Here is a 16080-nt window from a genome sequence, read left to right on the forward strand (position 1 = left end):
GTAAACGTAAGGTTCGCCGGCCGGGGCGGCCGGGTGTCGCAGCCTAAGTGTCTGTCCTAGAAGGCATTTTCTCCGGTGATGGCGCGCCCGAGGATGAGCGCGTGGACGTCATGGGCGCCTTCGTAGGTGTTCACGGTCTCCAGGTTCGCAGCGTGGCGCATCACATGGTACTCGCCGGAAATGCCGTTGCCGCCGTGGATGTCGCGGGCCTCGCGGGCGATGGCCAGCGCCTTGCCGCAATTGTTGCGCTTCATCATCGAGATGGCTTCCGGCACCCAGGCGCCCTCGTCGATCAGGCGGCCCAGCGCGAGCGCGCCCTCGAAGCCCAGCGCGATCTCGGTCTGCATGTCGGCCAGCTTCTTCTGCACCAGCTGGCGCGCGGCCAGGGGCTTGCCGAACACCTTGCGGGTCAGGGTGTATTCGCGGCAGGCGTGCAGGCAGAACTCGGCGGCGCCCATGGCGCCCCAGGCGATGCCGTAGCGGGCCTTGTTCAGGCAGGAGAACGGCCCGCGCAGTCCACTGACGTTCGGCAGCATCATGTCGTCCGGCACGAAGACGTCGGCGAGCGCGATCTCGCCGGTCACCGAGGCGCGCAGGGAGAGCTTGTTCATGATCTTCGGCGTGGCGAAGCCCTCGGAGCCGCGGTCCACCAGGAAGCCGCGGATTACCCCGTCCAGCTTGGCCCAGACCAGGGCCACGTCGCTGACCGGCGAGTTGGTGATCCACATCTTGGAGCCGTTCAGCACATAGCCGCCGTCGACCTTCTTGGCGACCGTGCGCATCGAGGCCGGGTCGGAGCCGCCGTCGGCCTCGGTCAGGCCGAAACAGCCAATGATCTCGCCCTTGGCCATGCCGGGCAGGTACTTCATCCGCTGCTCTTCCGAGCCGAAGGCGTAGATCGGGTACATCACCAGCGAGGACTGCACGCTCATCGCCGAGCGGTAGCCGCTGTCGACCGCCTCGATCTCGCGGGCGATCAGGCCGTAGGCCACGTGGTTGGTCTCCGCGCAGCCGTACTTCTCCGGCAGCGTCGGGCCGAGGAAGCCCAGCTCGCCCATCTCGGTCATGATCTCGCGGTCGAACCGCTCCTCGGCGAAGGCCGAGACCACCCGGGGCAGGAGCTTGTCGCGGGCGTAGGCGCGCGCGGCCTCCCAGATCATCCGCTCCTCCTCCGACAGGCGCGAGGCGAGGTCGAGCGGGTCTTCCCAACGGAAGGTCTTCTGGCCGGCGGCCGTATCGAGCGGCATGGAAATGTCTCCGAACTTGAATCCGCGCCTTATGGCGGCAAATCGGGGTCCTGAGTAGACGCCTTTGCGTGTCTCGAAGACGGCGTGGGGTCGCGGATCGCGGCAAATCTTGCATCTGCAAATCATTCGCACTACAGCGCCGCCATGCTCCTGCACCTGGAACAGGTCCTGTCGACCGAGGCGGTGGCGCAGTGCCGCCGGGTGCTCGAGGGCGAGGCCTGGGTGGACGGCCGGATCACCGCCGGCGCGCAGTCGGCGTTGGCGAAGCACAATCTGCAGGTCCCGCAGGACGCGCCGGCGGCGCGCGAGCTGGGCGAGCTGATCCTGACGGCCCTGGGGCGGCATCCGCAATTCGTCTCGGCGGCCCTGCCGCTCAAGGTCTATCCGCCGCTGTTCAACCGCTATGACGTGGGCATGGGCTTCGGCGCCCACGTGGACAACGCCATCCGCTTCGCCGGCGCCCAGCCCTACCGCACCGACGTCTCCGCGACCCTCTTCCTCAGCGACCCGGACGACTACGACGGTGGCGAGCTGGTGGTGGAGGACGCCTATGGCGAGCATGCGGTGAAGCTGCCGGCCGGCGACATGATCATCTATCCCGCCACCAGCCTGCACCGGGTTGAGGCGGTGACCCGCGGCTCGCGCTGGGCGGCCTTCTTCTGGGTCCAGTCGATGGTCCGCGCCGACGCCCAGCGCAGCCTGCTCTACGACCTGGACGGGGCGATCCAGGCGACGGCGGCGAAGCTTGGCCAGTCTGACCCGGCGGCGATCAGCCTGACCGGCGCCTACAACAACCTGCTCAGGATGTGGTCCGAGGTCTGATCAAGCCGCGCCGGCCGCGGTTTACGCCGTCCAGAAAAGCTCAGGAACTCAGCAACCAAGCGCGTCCGACGGTGTTCCTCATGCGTAGACTCCAAAGGGAGCTCCAGCATGACCGTCGCCGCCTTCCGCCCTACCGTCCCGACCGGCTCGCTGCTGGCGATCCTGCGCCCGTTGCTGCTCTTGGGGACGCTGGCCTTCTTCGCGGGCTTCGGCGGCTATCTGATCTTCGGCCCGGCCGATGTCATGGGCCGCCAGGCCACGCAGTCGCAACCGGCTCCTGTCGCGGTCTCGGCCACGCCGGCGGTCGCCGCCGCGCCGTCCTCGGACGCGTGGAACCTGCCCAAGCAGATCTAGGGCGGGCTTTTTTATTTCGAGCACGATTCAGCGGTCACGCCGTTTCGGCTGACCCCATCGTGCTCTAGCCGCCGCGCGCCACGAACCAGCCGTTCCGGAAGCCGTCCTGCGCCTTGCCGTAGACGAAGGGCTCGCCCTCCGGCGTCGTCACCCGTCCGCCCGCCGCCTCCAGCACCGCATGGCCCGCGGCCGTGTCCCATTCCATGGTCGGCCCGTGGCGCGGGTAGATGTCGCTCATTCCCTCGGCGATGCGGCAGAACTTTATGGAGCTGTCCATCGGCTCGCGCAGGTCGAAGCCGTACTCGGTGGCCAGCTTGTCGGCGGTCTCCGGCTTCATGGTGTGGCTGATCAGCGCGATGGCCGCGCCCTTCGGCCAGGGCCGCGCGCGCACCGGATGGGCCGCGCCCCCGGCCATGCGCTTTATCGCCTGACCGCCTTGCGTGAACCAGACCTCGCCGGAGGGCGGCGAGGCCACCGCGCCCGCCACCGGCCGGCCGTTCTCGATCAGGCCGATGTTGACCGTGAAGTGCGGGTCGCCGCGCACGAAGGCCTTTGTGCCGTCCAGCGGGTCGACCAGGAAGAAGCGCGGGCCGATGGCCTCGGGTGTTCCGAACTCGCTAGCGTCCTCCTCCGAGATCACCGGCACGTCGGGGAAGCGTTTGGCGAGCGCCTTCAGGATCAGCGCCTCGCCCTGCCGGTCGGCCTCGGTCACCGGGCTCTCGTCGGCCTTCCGGGCCACGGCCAGCCCGGTGCGCCAGAGCGGCAGGATCAGGCGCGCGGCCGCCTCGCAGATGTCGGCCAGCTCGGCCCCGATGTCGTTCATGTGGGTCTCTTAGGGTCGGCGCGCGGTTTTCCAAAGGTTCAAATCAAGCCAAGGTCCCCGCCATGACGGAAGACGCCGCAACCATCCCGATCCGCCCCGCCGAACTCGCCGCCTTTCTGGCGGCGCGCATGTGCCACGACTTCATCAGCCCGGCGAGCGCCATCGTCTCGGGCCTGGACCTGCTGGAGGATCCCACCGCCCAGGACATGCGCGAGGACGCCATGGGCCTGATCGCCGCCTCGGCGCGGAAGCTGGCGGACCTGCTGGCCTTCAGCCGGGTGGCCTTTGGCGCGTCGGCCTCGGCGGAGACCTTCGATGCGCGGGAGCTGGAGAAACTGGCCCGCGGCGTGTTCGGCCACATGCGCGCCGAGCTCGACTGGCAGGTCGAGCCGGCCGGGGTGAACAAGCCGGCGGCGCGCACCCTCCTGAACCTCGCCCAGATGGCCGGGGCGGCGCTGCCCACCGGCGGCTCGGCCAGGGTGCGCGCGGTGGAGGAAGCCGCCTCGATCGCCATCGCCGTGGAGGCGACCGGCCCGCGCGCCCGGCTGCGGCCCGAGGTGCTGGCCGGCCTGCGCGGCGAGGGGCCGGGCGAGGGCCTGCACGGCCACTGGGTGCAGGCGCGCTATGTGAACCTGTTCGTGGGCGACGCCGGTGGGCGGGTGTTCGCCGACGTGGCCGAGGAGAGGGTGACCCTGGCGGCGACAATCCCCGCCTGATCGGCCCGCCTAGTCGCGCATCCCGCGGCCCATCACGCAGGAGATGCGGCCGTCGCGCACGGTGACCCAGGCCGCGTGGCCGACCCCAGGCTCGAACAGCACATGGCGCGCGCCCAGCGTCACGGCGATCGCGCCCGGCGCATCGAAGTTGCAGACCGGGAAGGTCTGGCTGCTGAACACGGCCTCCACCGGCACGGCCGCGCAGAAGGCGTCGCCGATCTGGTAGGCGAAGCCCACGCCCTTGTAGACGAAAGGCGGCGGCGGCTTGGCCCCGCGGGCGGCCACGGAGAGCGTCGCCGAGACCGGGCAGGCCGGGCCCTTCACCACCCATTCTCGCAACATCGCCCGGTGGGTCGCCCAGGTGGAGAAGATCACCGCGCCCGGAATGCTGGCGATCCCCGCCAGCAGCAACAGCAGGCCCGCGATCTGCAGCCGCCCGAACATCCCGCGCCGCCCGCTGCTGACGGCCAGCGGCGCGACGATGGGCGCGGTCTTGGATGACGTCGGAGGAAAGTGGCCCTGCATGAACTACAGACGTAATATATTACATCTGTCTTGGCTAGGGACTTGAGCCGGCGCCGGGCCTCAGGGCGTCTTGTCGGCCTTGCGCATGGCGCTGGCGATGGAGGCGCGCTGCAGCATCCCCGCCTCGCGCGGGTCGATGGAGTAGAGGCCGCTCAGCAGGGCCAGATCGCTCGGCGTCGCCGCCTCCGGCCGGTCCTGCGCATCGCAGTCGTCGGCCATCAGGTTGAGGATGGTGGCCAGCCCGCTGCACCGCTCCAGCCCCTGCCAGCGCGACAGCGCCAGCACCGCGATGTAGTCGGCCACGGCGTCGATCTTCTCCCCGGCCACCTTGTTGGCGTCAGCGAGGATCAGGCTGTGGACCAGCTCCGAGCTCATGTCGTTGCTCAGCCGGCTGCCGAGCTTGCCCTTCACCGGCGGGGCCTTGAGGTCGCAGGGGAAGCTGCCGGGCGCGCCGGTGCCGATGCAGGGCGCGCCGGTGTTCAACTCCAGCATGTTCGCCCCGTCGGTCCCGACGGTGCGGGTCAGGTACCAGGACTGGATCGGCCGGCGAAAGGTGAAGACCTGTTTGTCCTCGGCCCGGAAGTGGAAGCCGAACAGGACGTCGCGCCGCTTGGCGATGTCGTCCAGCTGGGCCTGCGGCTTGGCCGAGAAGATCACATTGACGTTCGGCGTACAGCCGGCCGCGCTCACCGGGGCGTTCACCTGGCGGGCGACCTCGACCAGCCGCTTGGCGACGAAGGCGTCGAACGCCTCCGGCAGGCCCTGGACCTTGACGCAGATCGGATCGCGGAAGCGGGCGTACTGTTCGTTGCGGCTGGTCGGCAGCCGCCGGCGGACGAACTCGGTGGTCTTGTCGACCAGCGGGTCGGGCTTCTGCGGCGCGGTCACAGCGACGCCGCTCACCGTGTTCGCCGGCGCGGGGCTGGCGGCGGGCGTGGGATCGGTTTCCCGCGCCAGGGCGGACGACGCCGCCAGCAAAGCCAGGGCGGCGGCCAGGGTCGCATTCAGCTTCGCCATGCCGATCTCCGCCGCCGCATGCATCGCCGAAGAGCGACGATACGGTGCGGCGCAGCCGGACGCGACTGGAAAACCGGTTCGTTTAAAAGGCGGATCTGGGGAAAAGCCGATTTTGGCGCCCTTTGCCGCGGCGCTTTCCACGGGTCCTTAACCATCCCGGCGCGACAACGAAGGTCATGTCCGGGGAGTCCGCGCGCGTGAAGCTTTGCCTGGTCGTCGATGACAGCCGTGTGGTGCGCAAGGTCGCCCGCCGGATCCTCGAGGACCTGGGTTTCGGGGTGGCCGAGGCCGGCGACGGCGCCGAGGCGCTCGCCTGGTGCCGCACGGCCATGCCCGACGTCGTCCTGCTGGACTGGAACATGCCGGTGATGAATGGGCTGGAGTTCCTGCGCCGGCTGCGCCAGGAGCCCGCCGGAGCCGCGCCCCGGGTGCTGTTCTGCTCGGTGGAAAGCGATCTCGACCGCATCCGCGAGGCCCTGGAAGAGGGCGCCGACGAGTACATCATGAAGCCCTTCGACGGGGATATCGTGGCCTCGAAGCTGGCCCTGGCGGGCGCGCTGTGACCTCGCAGGACCGCGAGCTGATCGCCCGCCTGTGCGCCGAGCGCGCCGGCCTGCGGGTCGATCCCGACAAGGCCTATCTGCTGGAGAACCGCCTGGCCCCGGTGGCGCGGCGCGAGGGCTTCGCCTCGGTGCACGACCTGGTCTGCGCCATCCGCGACCGTGACGACGACCGCCTGGCCTGGCGCGCCGTGGAAGCCATGTCGCCCGCCGAGACCGCCTTCTTCCGCGAGCCCCAGACCTTCGAGCGCATCGTGGGCGAGGCCCTGCCGGACCTGGCCATGCGCCGCGAGGGCGGGACGCTCAGGCTATGGTCGGCGGCCTGCGGCGCGGGGCAGGAGGTCTATTCCCTGGCCATGGCCCTAGAGGAATCCGCCCCGGCCGGGGTGACCATTGAGGTCTTCGCCTCCGACCTCTGCGAGCGGCGGCTGGAGAAGGCCCAGGCCGGGCTCTACAGCCCTTTCGAGGTGCAGCGGGGCCTGTCGGCCCGGCGGCTGGTGCGCCACTTCGAGGGCCGCGACGAGGCCTTCGCGCTGTCGCCGCGGGTGCGCCAGATGGTGCGCTGGCGGCGTGTGAACCTGATGGAGGACCTAAGCCGCCTGGGCCAGTTCGACCTGGTGCTGTGCCGGGGCGTGCTGGGCGGCCTCTTGGAAGACGCCCGCGCCCGGGTGTTGGCCAATCTGGAGCGGACGCTGAAGCCCGGCGGCTGGCTGGTGCTGGGGGCGAACGAGGCGGCGCCGGGGCTGAGCGCCCTGGCCGGCCGCCCCGGTTTCCACACCCACGGGTCGGGCCGCGCGGCGGCTTAAAGAGCGCGCAAAGAAAAACCCCGCCGAAACCGGCGGGGCCTTCCTCAAGTCCAGTCTTATCGAAGCGTCGGCGACTAGTGCTTGGCGTCGTCGGCGGTGTTGGTCACGGCGTGACCCGCGTCGGTCACGTCGCGGCCGGCGCCGGCGACGGTGTTGCAAGCGGCGACCGCCATGCTGGCGGCCAGAACGGCAAACAGAACAATCTTACGCATCGGGGTTTCTCCAGGCTTGTAAACTCGTGCGCCTAACAACCCCTACGCTGCCGCTTGGTTCCCGCTTTGTGGGGCGCCCGACGATTCATCCGGCTGCGGCGCATCGGCCGCCGGCGTCGGGAAGATCAGCCGGGCGGTGACGCCGCCGGCGGCGTTGCGCACCAGTTCCGAGCGCCCACGCAGCTGGCGGGCGAAGGCGGTCATCAGGACGCGGCCCACGCCGGAGGCGCCAAGGGCGTCTTCGCCGGCCTGGCCGTCGTCGGAGATTTCCAGTTCCGCCTCCTCGCCCTTCACGCGGAAGGAGAGCGTCAGCACCCCGCCACGCGCGGCGAAGGCGTGCTTCTGGGCGTTGGTGATCGCCTCGACGGCGAAAAGGGCCAGGGGCGCCAGGCGGTCGGGGTCGATCACCAAGGCGTCGACCGACAGCTCCGTGCGCACCGCCGGCCCCTGAGCGATCTCCCCCGCCACCAGCTGGGCGGTGAGCTCCTCGAGGAACGGGCGCAGGTCGACGCGCTTCAGGTCCGGCCCCTGGTAGAGGGCGCGGTAGATCAGGGCCAGCGCAGTGATCCGCTGGCGCGTGTCGCTCATGGCCGCGCGGGCGGCGGGGTCGGTCAGGGCCCGCTGCTGCATGTTGAGCAGGCTGGAGATGACCTGCAGGTTGTTCTTCACCCGGTGGTGGATCTCGCGCATCAGCGCGTCCTTCTGGGCAAGGTTGTCGCGCAGGGAGGCGTCGCGGCCGACGATGGCGTCGGCCATGTCCTCCAGGGTCTCGGCCAGCTCGCGGATCTCCGGCGGCATCTGTTCGGCCTGCACCGGGCGCACGGAGAAGCGGCCGCGGGCGTAGAGGGCCGCGATCCGCTGCAGGTAGGCGATCCAGCGGATCACCACCCGGTCGGTCACCGCCAGCACCGCGGCCAGCGCCAGGCCGAAGCTCATGATCGGGAAGAGGATGCCGGAGAGCGGATTGAGCCGGGCCCAGGACAGGATGCCCGGCGACTGGGCCGAGAGCACCACATAGACCTCATCGCCGGCCACCGGGGCCGCGGAATAGACCCGCCGCTCGCCCCGCGCGTCGGAGCCGTACCAGATCAGCGCCCCGTTCAGCCGCACCTGGTCGCGCCAGCCGGCGGGCAAGGCCGGAAAGGCGCGCCCGTCGGTCTCGGAGATGTAGTGGCCGGCGGCGTCGGCCAGGGCGACGTCGGCGTGGGCCGGCAGGGTCGGGTCGGAAACCGAGGGCTGCAGGCTGGCGAGGGTGATCACCGCGGCGAACGCCCCGTCGAAGTCGCCGCTCGGGGTGATCGCCCGCACGGCGGTCAGCACCGAGGGCTGGGCGGCCGAGGTGGCGCCGGGGTCGCGGGTGATCACCAGCGGGTCGCCGTGCTGCAGGCGCTGGAACCACGGCTTCAGCGTCCGCTGCGGGTCATAGGGCACATCGCCGGCCGCGCAGGCCACCCGGCCGCGCCGGTCGAAGCGCACAAGGTTGGCGTAACCCGGGATCCGCTTGGCGACCTCCGCCAGGCGGTCGGCGCACTGGTAGCCAATGGAGCCGGGCGCGAGCGTCTGCAGCAGGATGCCCGCGCCTTCCATGCGCGACCGGGCCGTCGCCGCGCTGCGCTCTGCGGCGAAGCCCAGGTTCTCGCGCAGCGCCACGCGCTCACGGTTGAAGGCGATGGCGGATTGGGCGATGCCGAGCACCAGGACTGGCAGCAGGGCGGCGGCCAGCGCCGCCATGAGGCGGACCCGGATCGTGCTCAGAGATCCCCAAGCAAGGCCTGTCATGGGGGAAGGCCGGTCATGACCAGGCGGGGTCCGTCCTCAACGGACGGTGCTTAGCCGCTCCGCATCCGCGAGGATAGACCGCATGGCGTCTCCCGCCGAAGCGCCGTCGCGATCGTAGGCGCCATCTTCGAGGATGGCGTGCAGCGCCCGCCGCGCGCGGCTCACCCGGCTCTTCACCGTGCCCACCGCGCAGTCGCAAATCTCGGCCGCCTCCTCGTAGGCGAAGCCGCCGGCGCCGACCAGGATCAGCGCCTCGCGCTGTTCGGCCGGCAGCATGGCCAGGCCCTGGCGCAGCTCGTCCAGCGCCACCGGCGCCTCGGGGTCGTCCACCGCCACGAGGGTCCGCTCGGCGGCCTCCTGGTCGAGCTGGCTCTGGCGCCAGGAGCGGCGCTTCTCCGAATAGAATTGGTTGCGCAGGATCATGAAGGTCCAGGCCTTCATGTTCGTGCCCATCTGGAAACTGGCGCGGGCGTCCCAGGCCTTCATCATGGCGTCCTGCGCCAGGTCGTCGGCCGCGGCGGGGTCGCCGCAGAGGGTGCGGGCGAAGGCGCGCAGATGCGGGATGAGCTGCACAAGCTCGCGCTTGAAGCCCTCGTCGTCGGCCGCGCTGCGCGGCGGACGCGGTGTGCTGGCGTCGGTCATCAGCCTTCGCCCCCGGCCTTCTTCTCATCATGGCGCCGCAAGATGTCCAAGAACTCGTCCGGGACGTCCTCGTTCACCACCTCGTCGAACATCTGGCGCAGGCGCACGCCGATCGCCTGCTGGCGAAGGCGGGCTTCGTCCAGGGCGGCGGACGGCTTGCGCGGGTCGGGTGAAGGCATGTTTTCTATCATACTGTCGGCGCGCCGCTTGCGCGGTGGCAGCCCCCTCATGGCATCGTCGTCGCTCATCAACGCCCAGCCTCGCCGCAGGTTCCCTTCCTACGGCGCTCAAGATGCGCAGAACACCCGCTCGAGGGAACTAGTTCCCCATTGTAGCGTTTTTCCACCATGATGGGGTCCCCGGGGGGAGCGTCTCCGAACGCCCTGTCTTTGAGTAAGATTGAGGCCAACGCGTTCAATATCAACGGAGGGGTCATCCCTTGAGTCTGCTAGCACGTCTCGCGCCACACCTGCCCTACGTCCGCCGTTACGCCCGCGCCCTCACCGGCGACCAGACCACGGGCGACCACTACGTCCGCGTCGCGCTGGAAGCGCTGGCGGCCGGAGAGCGGACGCTGGAAGCCAATATGACGCCACGTGTGGCGCTCTACCATGTGTTCCACGCCATCTGGTGCAGCTCCGGCGCCCAGCTGGAAGCGCCGCAGGACGACGACTACCTGGGGGCCGACGACACCACGCGGCGGCTTATGCGCATCGCGCCCCGGTCGCGCCAGGCCTTCCTGCTCACCGCGCTCGAGGGTTTCACGCCCTCCGAAGCCGCGCAGATCCTCGACAGCGACTTCGCCGAGGTGGAGCAGCTGATCGCCGAGGCCCAGTCCGAGATCGACGCCGAGTTGGCCACCGATGTGTTGATCATCGAGGACGAGCCGGTGATCGCCGCCGACATCGAGGCCCTGGTGAAGGAGCTCGGCCACACGGTGGTCGACATCGCCGCCACCCGCACCGAGGCGGTGGACGCCGTGGCCCGCAAGACGCCGGGCCTGGTGCTGGCCGACATCCAGCTTGCCGACGGCTCCTCCGGCATCGATGCGGTGAAGGACATCCTGGCGCGCTTCAACGTGCCGGTGATCTTCATCACCGCCTTCCCCGAGCGCCTGCTGACCGGCGAGCGCCCGGAGCCCACCTTCCTGATCACCAAGCCCTTCCAGCCGGAGACGGTGAAGGCGGCCATCGGTCAGGCGCTGTTCTTCCATCCGCGCAAGGCCTCGAAACAGGCGGCCTGAGTTCACGGAACGGGCGCGCAAGCTCCACGTTAGGCAAGGGCGCCGCGGGCATCGCGGCGCCCTTTTTCTGTCGAGGAGAGAACCCCATGCTCGGTTGGGCGCTCGTGTTTCTGGTCCTGGCGGTCGTCGCCGGTTTCCTGGGCTTCGCCAGCCTGGCGGGCCTGGCGGCGACCATCGCCAAGGTGCTGTTCGTGGTCTTCCTGGTGCTGCTGGTCGCGAGCTTCGTGATCCGCGCCATCCGGGGGCAGTCGGTGGTCTAGCCGGCCCCGCCGGACGATCGTCACAAGGAAAAGGCCGCCCTCGCGAGGGCGGCCTTCTTCGTTGTGAAGATGCGTGGCGCGAGGCCTACTTCGGCGGGGGCGCCGCGATCGGCGCGGGCTCGGGGGCGGCGTAGCCGGGCGCCGACGCCGCGCGCGTGTCGCCGATCTTGCTGTCGTCGCGGGCCAGGCTGGGCGCTCTCCAGGTCCAGGCCAGCAGGAGGCCGATGGCGGCCAGGAGGGTGCTGAACACCAGCACCCAGAATACCGGCCGACCGAAACGGCCCTGGCGCGCGGCGGTCGCGGTTTCCACGGGCCGCCCCGTATCGGGTCTCGAGGTCTCGGACATGGCGGTTTCCTTATTCTGAGGGGAAATAGCTGAAGGGGCCGGTGGCGGCCTGGTCTGACGCGTGGGTCCGCGGATGGATGAGTGCGCCGATAAGGCCGCCGGCCAGCGCCAGGCCGAGCACGCCGCCGACCACCGCCATGCGCCGGCGGCCCGCTTGTTGGCGGTAGCTGGGCGTCTTCGTCAGTGTGGCGCCACGTCCTGTGGCGAAGCCCGTCCGCATGGCCGTGCTCCCTTCGCGATCGGGCGGTCCGGTCTCGGTCCGCCGCGCGAAATGAACGTCGGCCAAGGCCGCGCGTTCCCGCAAAGCTCTGCAAATGGGTGCGGATATGGGATGAATATCTTCTAGAAACAGTATCTTGTGGAATTCGTCAGAGCGCCGCGCAGAGCCTCGAAAAAAAGTTCAAAAAATTGGCGCAGGCTCCGGAACGTTATCTACCCAAACGTGTTTTTAGAGCTGCGGAGGCGGCGACGCCCCCCCCGACTTGAGACTGGCGACCATGCCAGTCTGCCGTCTCCGCACCCCTTTTCTCGATGATGCACACTGGGCGGGTCCGCAAAGGACCCGCCCCTTCCTTGTGCGATTGGTCCCGCGGGACGGGTTCGGCCGTACAGGGCCGCTTCGCGGTCAGGTGGGGGACAGGTGCAGCACGATGTCGGCGCGGCGGCGCAGGGGCCTCGCCCGTCCGTCGGCGGTGGTCGCGCCGGCCTCGCCGAGCGCGGTCAGCTTGAACTCGTCGACCGGTACGCCCGCCGCGGCCAGGGCCGCGGTCACCGACTGCGCCCGGCGCTTGGACAGTTCCAGGTTGGCGTCGGCGGCGCCCACGGCGTCGGTCAGGCCCAGCACCTCGACGCTGGCCACCTTGCAGGGCCGGGCCTGGGCGGCGGCGGCGGCGATCACGGCGCGGCCTTCCTTGGTGACCTCCGCCGACTGCGGCTCGAAATAGATCTGCACGGTCTGATCGGCGCAGCGCACCGGGGCCCTGACGATCCGTTCACGGCCGGCGGGCGTGGTGGCGCAACCGCTGAGCCCCAACGCCAGGCTCAGGCCGATCGCCGCGATGGCCGATCCGGCGGCCGGTCCGTTACGGGTCATGTGAAGCCCCTCCAGGTGAGACGACGGCCGATAGGAACACGGCGCGGCGGGACCGCTCCGGCCGTTCCGCTTGCATCTATAGCAGGCAGGCTTGGCCACCGCTGCCGTCTTCCGGAAATAGCGGTGGGCGGCATCGCGGTCATCGGCTCCGGCGCTTGTCGTGGCGCGGACGATGCCGCCGGACCGAAACGCCGGCGTGGCGAGGCCCGTTCCGGAACGGGCCTCGCCCTGGGCGGCGGCGATGCTCCGGAACCCTGTTCGCCGGCCCGCCGTTGAGGTGGCGCAGCATGACAATGGAGGACGCCGATGGTTGGCGCGCGCCTGGACCCCGATGATCCGACACCCACCCGGGCGGACACCTACGACCTGCGCGAGGTGCAAGCCGATGTCCGCGAAGCCTACGAGCGGGGCCGCAAGGACGAGCGGGCGAGCCGCCGACGTCATCCGATCCTGATGACCCTCACCTTCGTCGCGGCGATCTGCGGCGTGGCCCTGATCGCGCTGGCGGCGGTGAACGGCTCGTTCTCGAGCGGCGGCCAGGTGGCCGACGACGGCCTATCGGCGGCGGTCAACAAGACCGCGCCAGCGGCCCGTGACGCGGCCGGCCAGGCTGGACAGTCCTTGCACGACGCCGGCCAGGCTGCGAAGGCCAAGGCCACAGGCTCTTCCAGCTAGGCGGTTTCCTTGGGGGCGACGCACGGGATCAAGACCGTCGAGGTGGTGGCCAATGTCCACTCCGGAAGCGTGGGCCGCAGTGCGCCCGCCGAGGTGGAGAAGATCCTCTCCGATTTTGGCCTGACGCCGCACGTCTGGACGCCGGAGCCGCACGACATCGCCTCCTGCCTTCGCGCCGCCGTCGACAAGGCGCCGGACCTGCTGATCGTCCTGGCCGGCGACGGCACCGCCCGCGCCGCGGCCGAGCTCTGCGGCCCCGACGGGCCGATGATCGCGCCCCTTCCAGGGGGCACCATGAACATGCTGCCCCACGCCATCTACGGCCTGCGGACCTGGCAACCTGCGCTGACGTTGGCGCTTGAGAGCGGCTTCGAGCAACCGATCGGCGGCGGCGAGGTGGCCGGCGCGCGCTTCCTGGTGGCCGCTATCTTCGGATCGCCGGCGCTCTGGGCCCCCGCCCGCGAGGCGGCCCGCTATCATCAGCCGCGCCTGGCCTGGATGCGCGCGCGCCGCGCCATGCGCCGGGCCTTCCAGAGCCGGCTGCGCTACAGCCTCGACGGCGCCGAGCGGCAGAAGGCCGAGGCGATGATCTTCATGTGCCCGCTCACCTCGCGCGCGCTGGCCAGCGACGACGCGGCCCTGGAGGCCGCGGCCCTGGACGTCCATGGCGCCGCCGACCTCTTCCAGCTCGGCCTGCACGCGATCGCCGGCGACTGGCGGTCCGCCCCGGTGGTGGCCGCGGGGCGCTGCCAGCGCGCCGAGGTCTGGGCTTCGCAGGGCATCCCGGCCCTGCTGGACGGCGAATCGGTGCAACTGCGGTCTTTCACCCAGGTGCGCTACATCCCCAAGGTGGCGCGCATCCTGGCCGTGCCGAAGGACGCCTAAGGCATGGCTGTCCGCCTGGCGCACATCTCCGACATCCATTTCGGCGGCGAGAACGCCGCGGCCGTGGCGGCCGCGACGGAGTACGTGAACGATGGCCGCTTCGACCTGGTGGTGGTCACCGGCGACCTGACCCGGTTCGGCGAGATCGACGAGTTCAGGTGCGCCGCCGAGTGGTTGAAGAAGATCCGCGCGCCCAAGCTGGTGACGCCGGGCAACCACGACGCGCCCTACCTAGCCTGGGGCGAGCGGCTGGTCGCGCCCTTCCGCCGCTATGAGCAGATGATCGGCCCTGCGCCGGCCCAGGCCCATCTTGGCGGCGGCTTCGCCGTGCGCGGCCTCAACACCGCCCGCGGCGTCCAGCCTAGGGCCAACTGGTCCAAGGGCCAGATCTCGCGCCGCCAGGTCGCCGCCGCCATCGGCTGGTTCGGCGAGGCGCCCGGCGAATGCGTGCGGATCGTCGCTTGCCACCACCCGCTGACCGAGATGATCGGCGGGCCGATGACCGGCCGCGTCTGGGGCGGCGAGACGGCGGCCCGCCATTTCACCGAGGCCGGCGTGGACCTGGTGCTGACCGGCCACATCCATGCGCCCTTCGCCTGGACCTACCCGTTCGGCGACCGCAGGACCTATGGCGTGGGCGCGGGCACGCTATCCATTCGCGAGCGCGGCGTGCCGCCCAGTTTCAACGTGCTGGATATAGAAGGGGCGGCGATCCGCATCGCCGCCCTTGGGTGGACCGGCTCGCACTATGAGCCCTATCGCACCTGGTCCCTCGACCGCCGCCAAAAGGCGTGAGGCCGAGGGCTATCGAACTTCAGCCTGCTATATGGTCGGGCCGCGACGCACGAAGTTCATGATGAGCGAGACCACGAACAGGATCAGGAACACGTAGAAAGCGATCTTGGCGATACCGATCGCGGCGCCCGCGATGGTCGTGAAGCCAAGGACGCCGGCGATCAGGGCGACCACCAGGAATGTCAGAGCCCAGCCGAGCATGGTTCTTCTCTCCTTTTCGCGCCGGGGTGGCGCACCGGCCAAGCGAACGTCTGGAGAGAGGGGCCGTTCCGCCCGCTCGCGGAAGCTTTACCGCTTCGGCGTCTTCACCTCTTAGGCGGGGGCGGCGGCCGGGGCGCGAAGGCCGCGGCGATGATCGCGGTGAGGATGCGCGGGTTCTTGATCACCACCGCGGCGGCCGCGGCCACCGCGCCGGCGGCCACCAAGGGCCGCTCGCGGGCCAGTTCGACCAGCTTGGCGGTGAGGTTCTGGGCGTCGCCCTTGACGGGCTTGGGGCGGGCCTTGCGGGTCACCGCGAGGGCGACGATCAGGGCGACCAGGGCCATGGCGCCGGCCTCCGCGGCTGCGGCCCAGGCCGGGCCGACCACGTCGCGCAGGGCGGCGTAGACGGCGAAGGCCAGGGCCACCGTGCACATCACCGCCGCCGCGGCGATGGCGGCGAAGGCGGCGACGAGGCCGACGAACTTCCGGAAGATCATGGCCCCCAACAGCTCCGCTGGCCCCTTAACGGGACCGGCTTCTAGCCGATCAGCGGCGCGAAGACGAGGAGGCGGCCGAGAGCAGCAGGCCGATCAGCACGCCGACGCCCAGCGCCGCGCCGGTCGCGGCCAGGGGCCGTTCGCGCACCCGCTCGGTCATGTACTGCTGGGCCTCGTCGAACTGCTGGCCGGCGGTGTCGGTGTAGGCGCGCGTCTGAGCGCGCAGCTGCTCGATACCCTCGCTGATGACGCGTTCGAACCGCTTGGCGGCTTCGGCGAATGAGCGCTGGGCTTCGGCGGACATCTTCGTGGCGGATTCGGCGGCGGAGTTGACCGCGGCCTTGGTCTCGTCTGCGGCGTGGTCGACGCTGTTGGCGGGCATGGCGGGTCTCTCCGGAGGCTGGCCCTTGCAGGGCGGCGAATAATCTAAGCCTGAACGCCAGCCACCCTAGCCGGTTCCAGCCCGGGCCGCAAAGGCGCCGCTCTGCTCCAGAGCGGCGAAACGTCGGCTTTTCGACACAGGTTCCAGCAAGGCCGGACCGGGTCAGGCTCTACGGTTCCTGTCGCGATCTTGCGCCGCCC

General features: G+C 70.2%; 24 protein-coding genes. 10 read left to right on the top strand and 14 right to left on the bottom strand.

What is annotated here, in order from left to right:
• Window positions 1-56: 56 nt before the first annotated feature.
• Entirely contained in the window at window positions 57-1247 is a 1191-nt protein-coding gene (locus E8A49_RS13280; RefSeq protein ID WP_293381875.1) for an acyl-CoA dehydrogenase, read from the bottom strand.
• Between the two features lie 144 nt (window positions 1248-1391).
• Between E8A49_RS13280 and E8A49_RS13285 the strand changes: the two genes are divergently transcribed.
• Window positions 1392-2069 carry a Fe2+-dependent dioxygenase gene (locus E8A49_RS13285; RefSeq protein WP_293381878.1) on the top strand — a complete coding sequence of 226 codons (678 nt, stop codon included), beginning with the start codon at window positions 1392-1394 and terminating at the stop codon, window positions 2067-2069.
• Window positions 2070-2177: 108 nt separating this feature from the next.
• Complete coding sequence (locus tag E8A49_RS13290) at window positions 2178-2423, top strand: hypothetical protein (RefSeq protein ID WP_293381880.1); 246 nt, start codon at window positions 2178-2180, stop codon at window positions 2421-2423.
• Between the two features lie 64 nt (window positions 2424-2487).
• Here the strand turns inward: E8A49_RS13290 and cysQ are convergent, their stop codons facing one another.
• Window positions 2488-3246 carry a 3'(2'),5'-bisphosphate nucleotidase CysQ gene (gene cysQ, locus E8A49_RS13295; RefSeq protein WP_293381883.1) on the bottom strand — a complete coding sequence of 253 codons (759 nt, stop codon included), beginning with the start codon at window positions 3244-3246 and terminating at the stop codon, window positions 2488-2490.
• Window positions 3247-3308: 62 nt separating this feature from the next.
• Here cysQ and chpT point away from each other — a divergent pair, with 62 nt between their 5' ends.
• Window positions 3309-3962, top strand: coding sequence for a histidine phosphotransferase ChpT (chpT, locus tag E8A49_RS13300; RefSeq protein ID WP_293381886.1), 654 nt, complete (start codon window positions 3309-3311; stop codon window positions 3960-3962).
• Window positions 3963-3971: 9 nt separating this feature from the next.
• Here chpT and E8A49_RS13305 read toward each other — a convergent pair whose 3' ends face one another.
• A complete protein-coding gene (locus E8A49_RS13305; RefSeq protein ID WP_293381889.1) occupies window positions 3972-4487 on the bottom strand; it encodes a hypothetical protein in 516 nt (171 codons plus the stop codon).
• A gap of 60 nt (window positions 4488-4547) precedes the next feature.
• Window positions 4548-5504, bottom strand: a complete 957-nt coding sequence (locus tag E8A49_RS13310) for a hypothetical protein (protein ID WP_293381892.1) — start codon at window positions 5502-5504, stop codon at window positions 4548-4550.
• 197 nt (window positions 5505-5701) lie between these two features.
• Here E8A49_RS13310 and E8A49_RS13315 point away from each other — a divergent pair, with 197 nt between their 5' ends.
• Entirely contained in the window at window positions 5702-6067 is a 366-nt protein-coding gene (locus E8A49_RS13315; RefSeq protein WP_293381895.1) for a response regulator, read from the top strand.
• Window positions 6064-6870, top strand: a complete 807-nt coding sequence (locus E8A49_RS13320; protein ID WP_293381898.1) for a protein-glutamate O-methyltransferase CheR — start codon at window positions 6064-6066, stop codon at window positions 6868-6870. The genes E8A49_RS13315 and E8A49_RS13320 overlap by 4 nt, the downstream gene beginning before the upstream one ends.
• Before the next feature lie 74 nt (window positions 6871-6944).
• On the opposite strand, the gene E8A49_RS13325 is transcribed toward E8A49_RS13320, so the two are convergent.
• The 4 genes from E8A49_RS13325 to E8A49_RS13340 form a co-directional block, all read right to left on the bottom strand.
• Complete coding sequence (locus E8A49_RS13325) at window positions 6945-7082, bottom strand: entericidin A/B family lipoprotein (RefSeq protein WP_293381901.1); 138 nt, start codon at window positions 7080-7082, stop codon at window positions 6945-6947.
• Between the two features lie 42 nt (window positions 7083-7124).
• Window positions 7125-8813 carry a sensor histidine kinase gene (locus E8A49_RS13330; RefSeq protein WP_293381904.1) on the bottom strand — a complete coding sequence of 563 codons (1689 nt, stop codon included), beginning with the start codon at window positions 8811-8813 and terminating at the stop codon, window positions 7125-7127.
• 84 nt (window positions 8814-8897) lie between these two features.
• Window positions 8898-9503: a sigma-70 family RNA polymerase sigma factor gene (locus E8A49_RS13335; protein WP_293381907.1), complete on the bottom strand. Its 606-nt coding sequence runs from the start codon at window positions 9501-9503 to the stop codon at window positions 8898-8900.
• Window positions 9503-9694, bottom strand: a complete 192-nt coding sequence (locus tag E8A49_RS13340; RefSeq protein ID WP_293382626.1) for a NepR family anti-sigma factor — start codon at window positions 9692-9694, stop codon at window positions 9503-9505. The genes E8A49_RS13335 and E8A49_RS13340 overlap by 1 nt, the downstream gene beginning before the upstream one ends.
• 248 nt (window positions 9695-9942) lie before the next feature.
• On the opposite strand from E8A49_RS13340, the gene E8A49_RS13345 reads away from it, so the two are divergent.
• Window positions 9943-10746: a response regulator gene (locus tag E8A49_RS13345; protein WP_293381910.1), complete on the top strand. Its 804-nt coding sequence runs from the start codon at window positions 9943-9945 to the stop codon at window positions 10744-10746.
• 86 nt (window positions 10747-10832) lie between these two features.
• The gene (locus E8A49_RS13350) at window positions 10833-11006 is read left to right on the top strand and encodes a DUF1328 domain-containing protein (RefSeq protein ID WP_293381913.1); all 174 of its coding nucleotides are present in this window, start codon (window positions 10833-10835) and stop codon (window positions 11004-11006) included.
• Between the two features lie 85 nt (window positions 11007-11091).
• On the opposite strand, the gene E8A49_RS13355 is transcribed toward E8A49_RS13350, so the two are convergent.
• The 3 genes from E8A49_RS13355 to E8A49_RS13365 all read right to left on the bottom strand — a co-directional run bounded on the left by E8A49_RS13355 (window position 11092) and on the right by E8A49_RS13365 (window position 12445).
• The gene (locus E8A49_RS13355) at window positions 11092-11352 is read right to left on the bottom strand and encodes a hypothetical protein (RefSeq protein WP_293381916.1); all 261 of its coding nucleotides are present in this window, start codon (window positions 11350-11352) and stop codon (window positions 11092-11094) included.
• A gap of 10 nt (window positions 11353-11362) precedes the next feature.
• Window positions 11363-11572 (bottom strand): hypothetical protein, encoded by a 210-nt coding sequence (locus E8A49_RS13360; protein WP_293381919.1) that lies wholly within the window; start codon window positions 11570-11572, stop codon window positions 11363-11365.
• 405 nt (window positions 11573-11977) lie between these two features.
• Window positions 11978-12445 (bottom strand): OmpA family protein, encoded by a 468-nt coding sequence (locus E8A49_RS13365; RefSeq protein ID WP_293381922.1) that lies wholly within the window; start codon window positions 12443-12445, stop codon window positions 11978-11980.
• Window positions 12446-12751: 306 nt separating this feature from the next.
• On the opposite strand from E8A49_RS13365, the gene E8A49_RS13370 reads away from it, so the two are divergent.
• The 3 genes from E8A49_RS13370 to E8A49_RS13380 are packed head-to-tail and all read left to right on the top strand — an operon-like array spanning window position 12752 to window position 14800.
• Window positions 12752-13120 (top strand): hypothetical protein, encoded by a 369-nt coding sequence (locus E8A49_RS13370; RefSeq protein ID WP_293381925.1) that lies wholly within the window; start codon window positions 12752-12754, stop codon window positions 13118-13120.
• 9 nt (window positions 13121-13129) lie between these two features.
• Entirely contained in the window at window positions 13130-14005 is an 876-nt protein-coding gene (locus E8A49_RS13375) for a diacylglycerol kinase family protein (RefSeq protein ID WP_293381928.1), read from the top strand.
• A 3-nt stretch (window positions 14006-14008) separates the two neighbouring features.
• Window positions 14009-14800 (top strand): metallophosphoesterase, encoded by a 792-nt coding sequence (locus E8A49_RS13380; RefSeq protein WP_293381931.1) that lies wholly within the window; start codon window positions 14009-14011, stop codon window positions 14798-14800.
• A gap of 27 nt (window positions 14801-14827) precedes the next feature.
• Here E8A49_RS13380 and E8A49_RS13385 read toward each other — a convergent pair whose 3' ends face one another.
• The 3 genes from E8A49_RS13385 to E8A49_RS13395 all read right to left on the bottom strand — a co-directional run bounded on the left by E8A49_RS13385 (window position 14828) and on the right by E8A49_RS13395 (window position 15880).
• Entirely contained in the window at window positions 14828-15001 is a 174-nt protein-coding gene (locus E8A49_RS13385) for a DUF1328 domain-containing protein (RefSeq protein ID WP_293381934.1), read from the bottom strand.
• 104 nt (window positions 15002-15105) lie between these two features.
• Window positions 15106-15498: a hypothetical protein gene (locus tag E8A49_RS13390; RefSeq protein ID WP_293381936.1), complete on the bottom strand. Its 393-nt coding sequence runs from the start codon at window positions 15496-15498 to the stop codon at window positions 15106-15108.
• A gap of 49 nt (window positions 15499-15547) precedes the next feature.
• Window positions 15548-15880, bottom strand: coding sequence for a hypothetical protein (locus tag E8A49_RS13395; protein WP_293381940.1), 333 nt, complete (start codon window positions 15878-15880; stop codon window positions 15548-15550).
• Window positions 15881-16080 lie beyond the last annotated feature (200 nt).

Source organism: Phenylobacterium sp. (assembly GCF_004799515.1).
Taxonomy (GTDB): domain Bacteria; phylum Pseudomonadota; class Alphaproteobacteria; order Caulobacterales; family Caulobacteraceae; genus Phenylobacterium.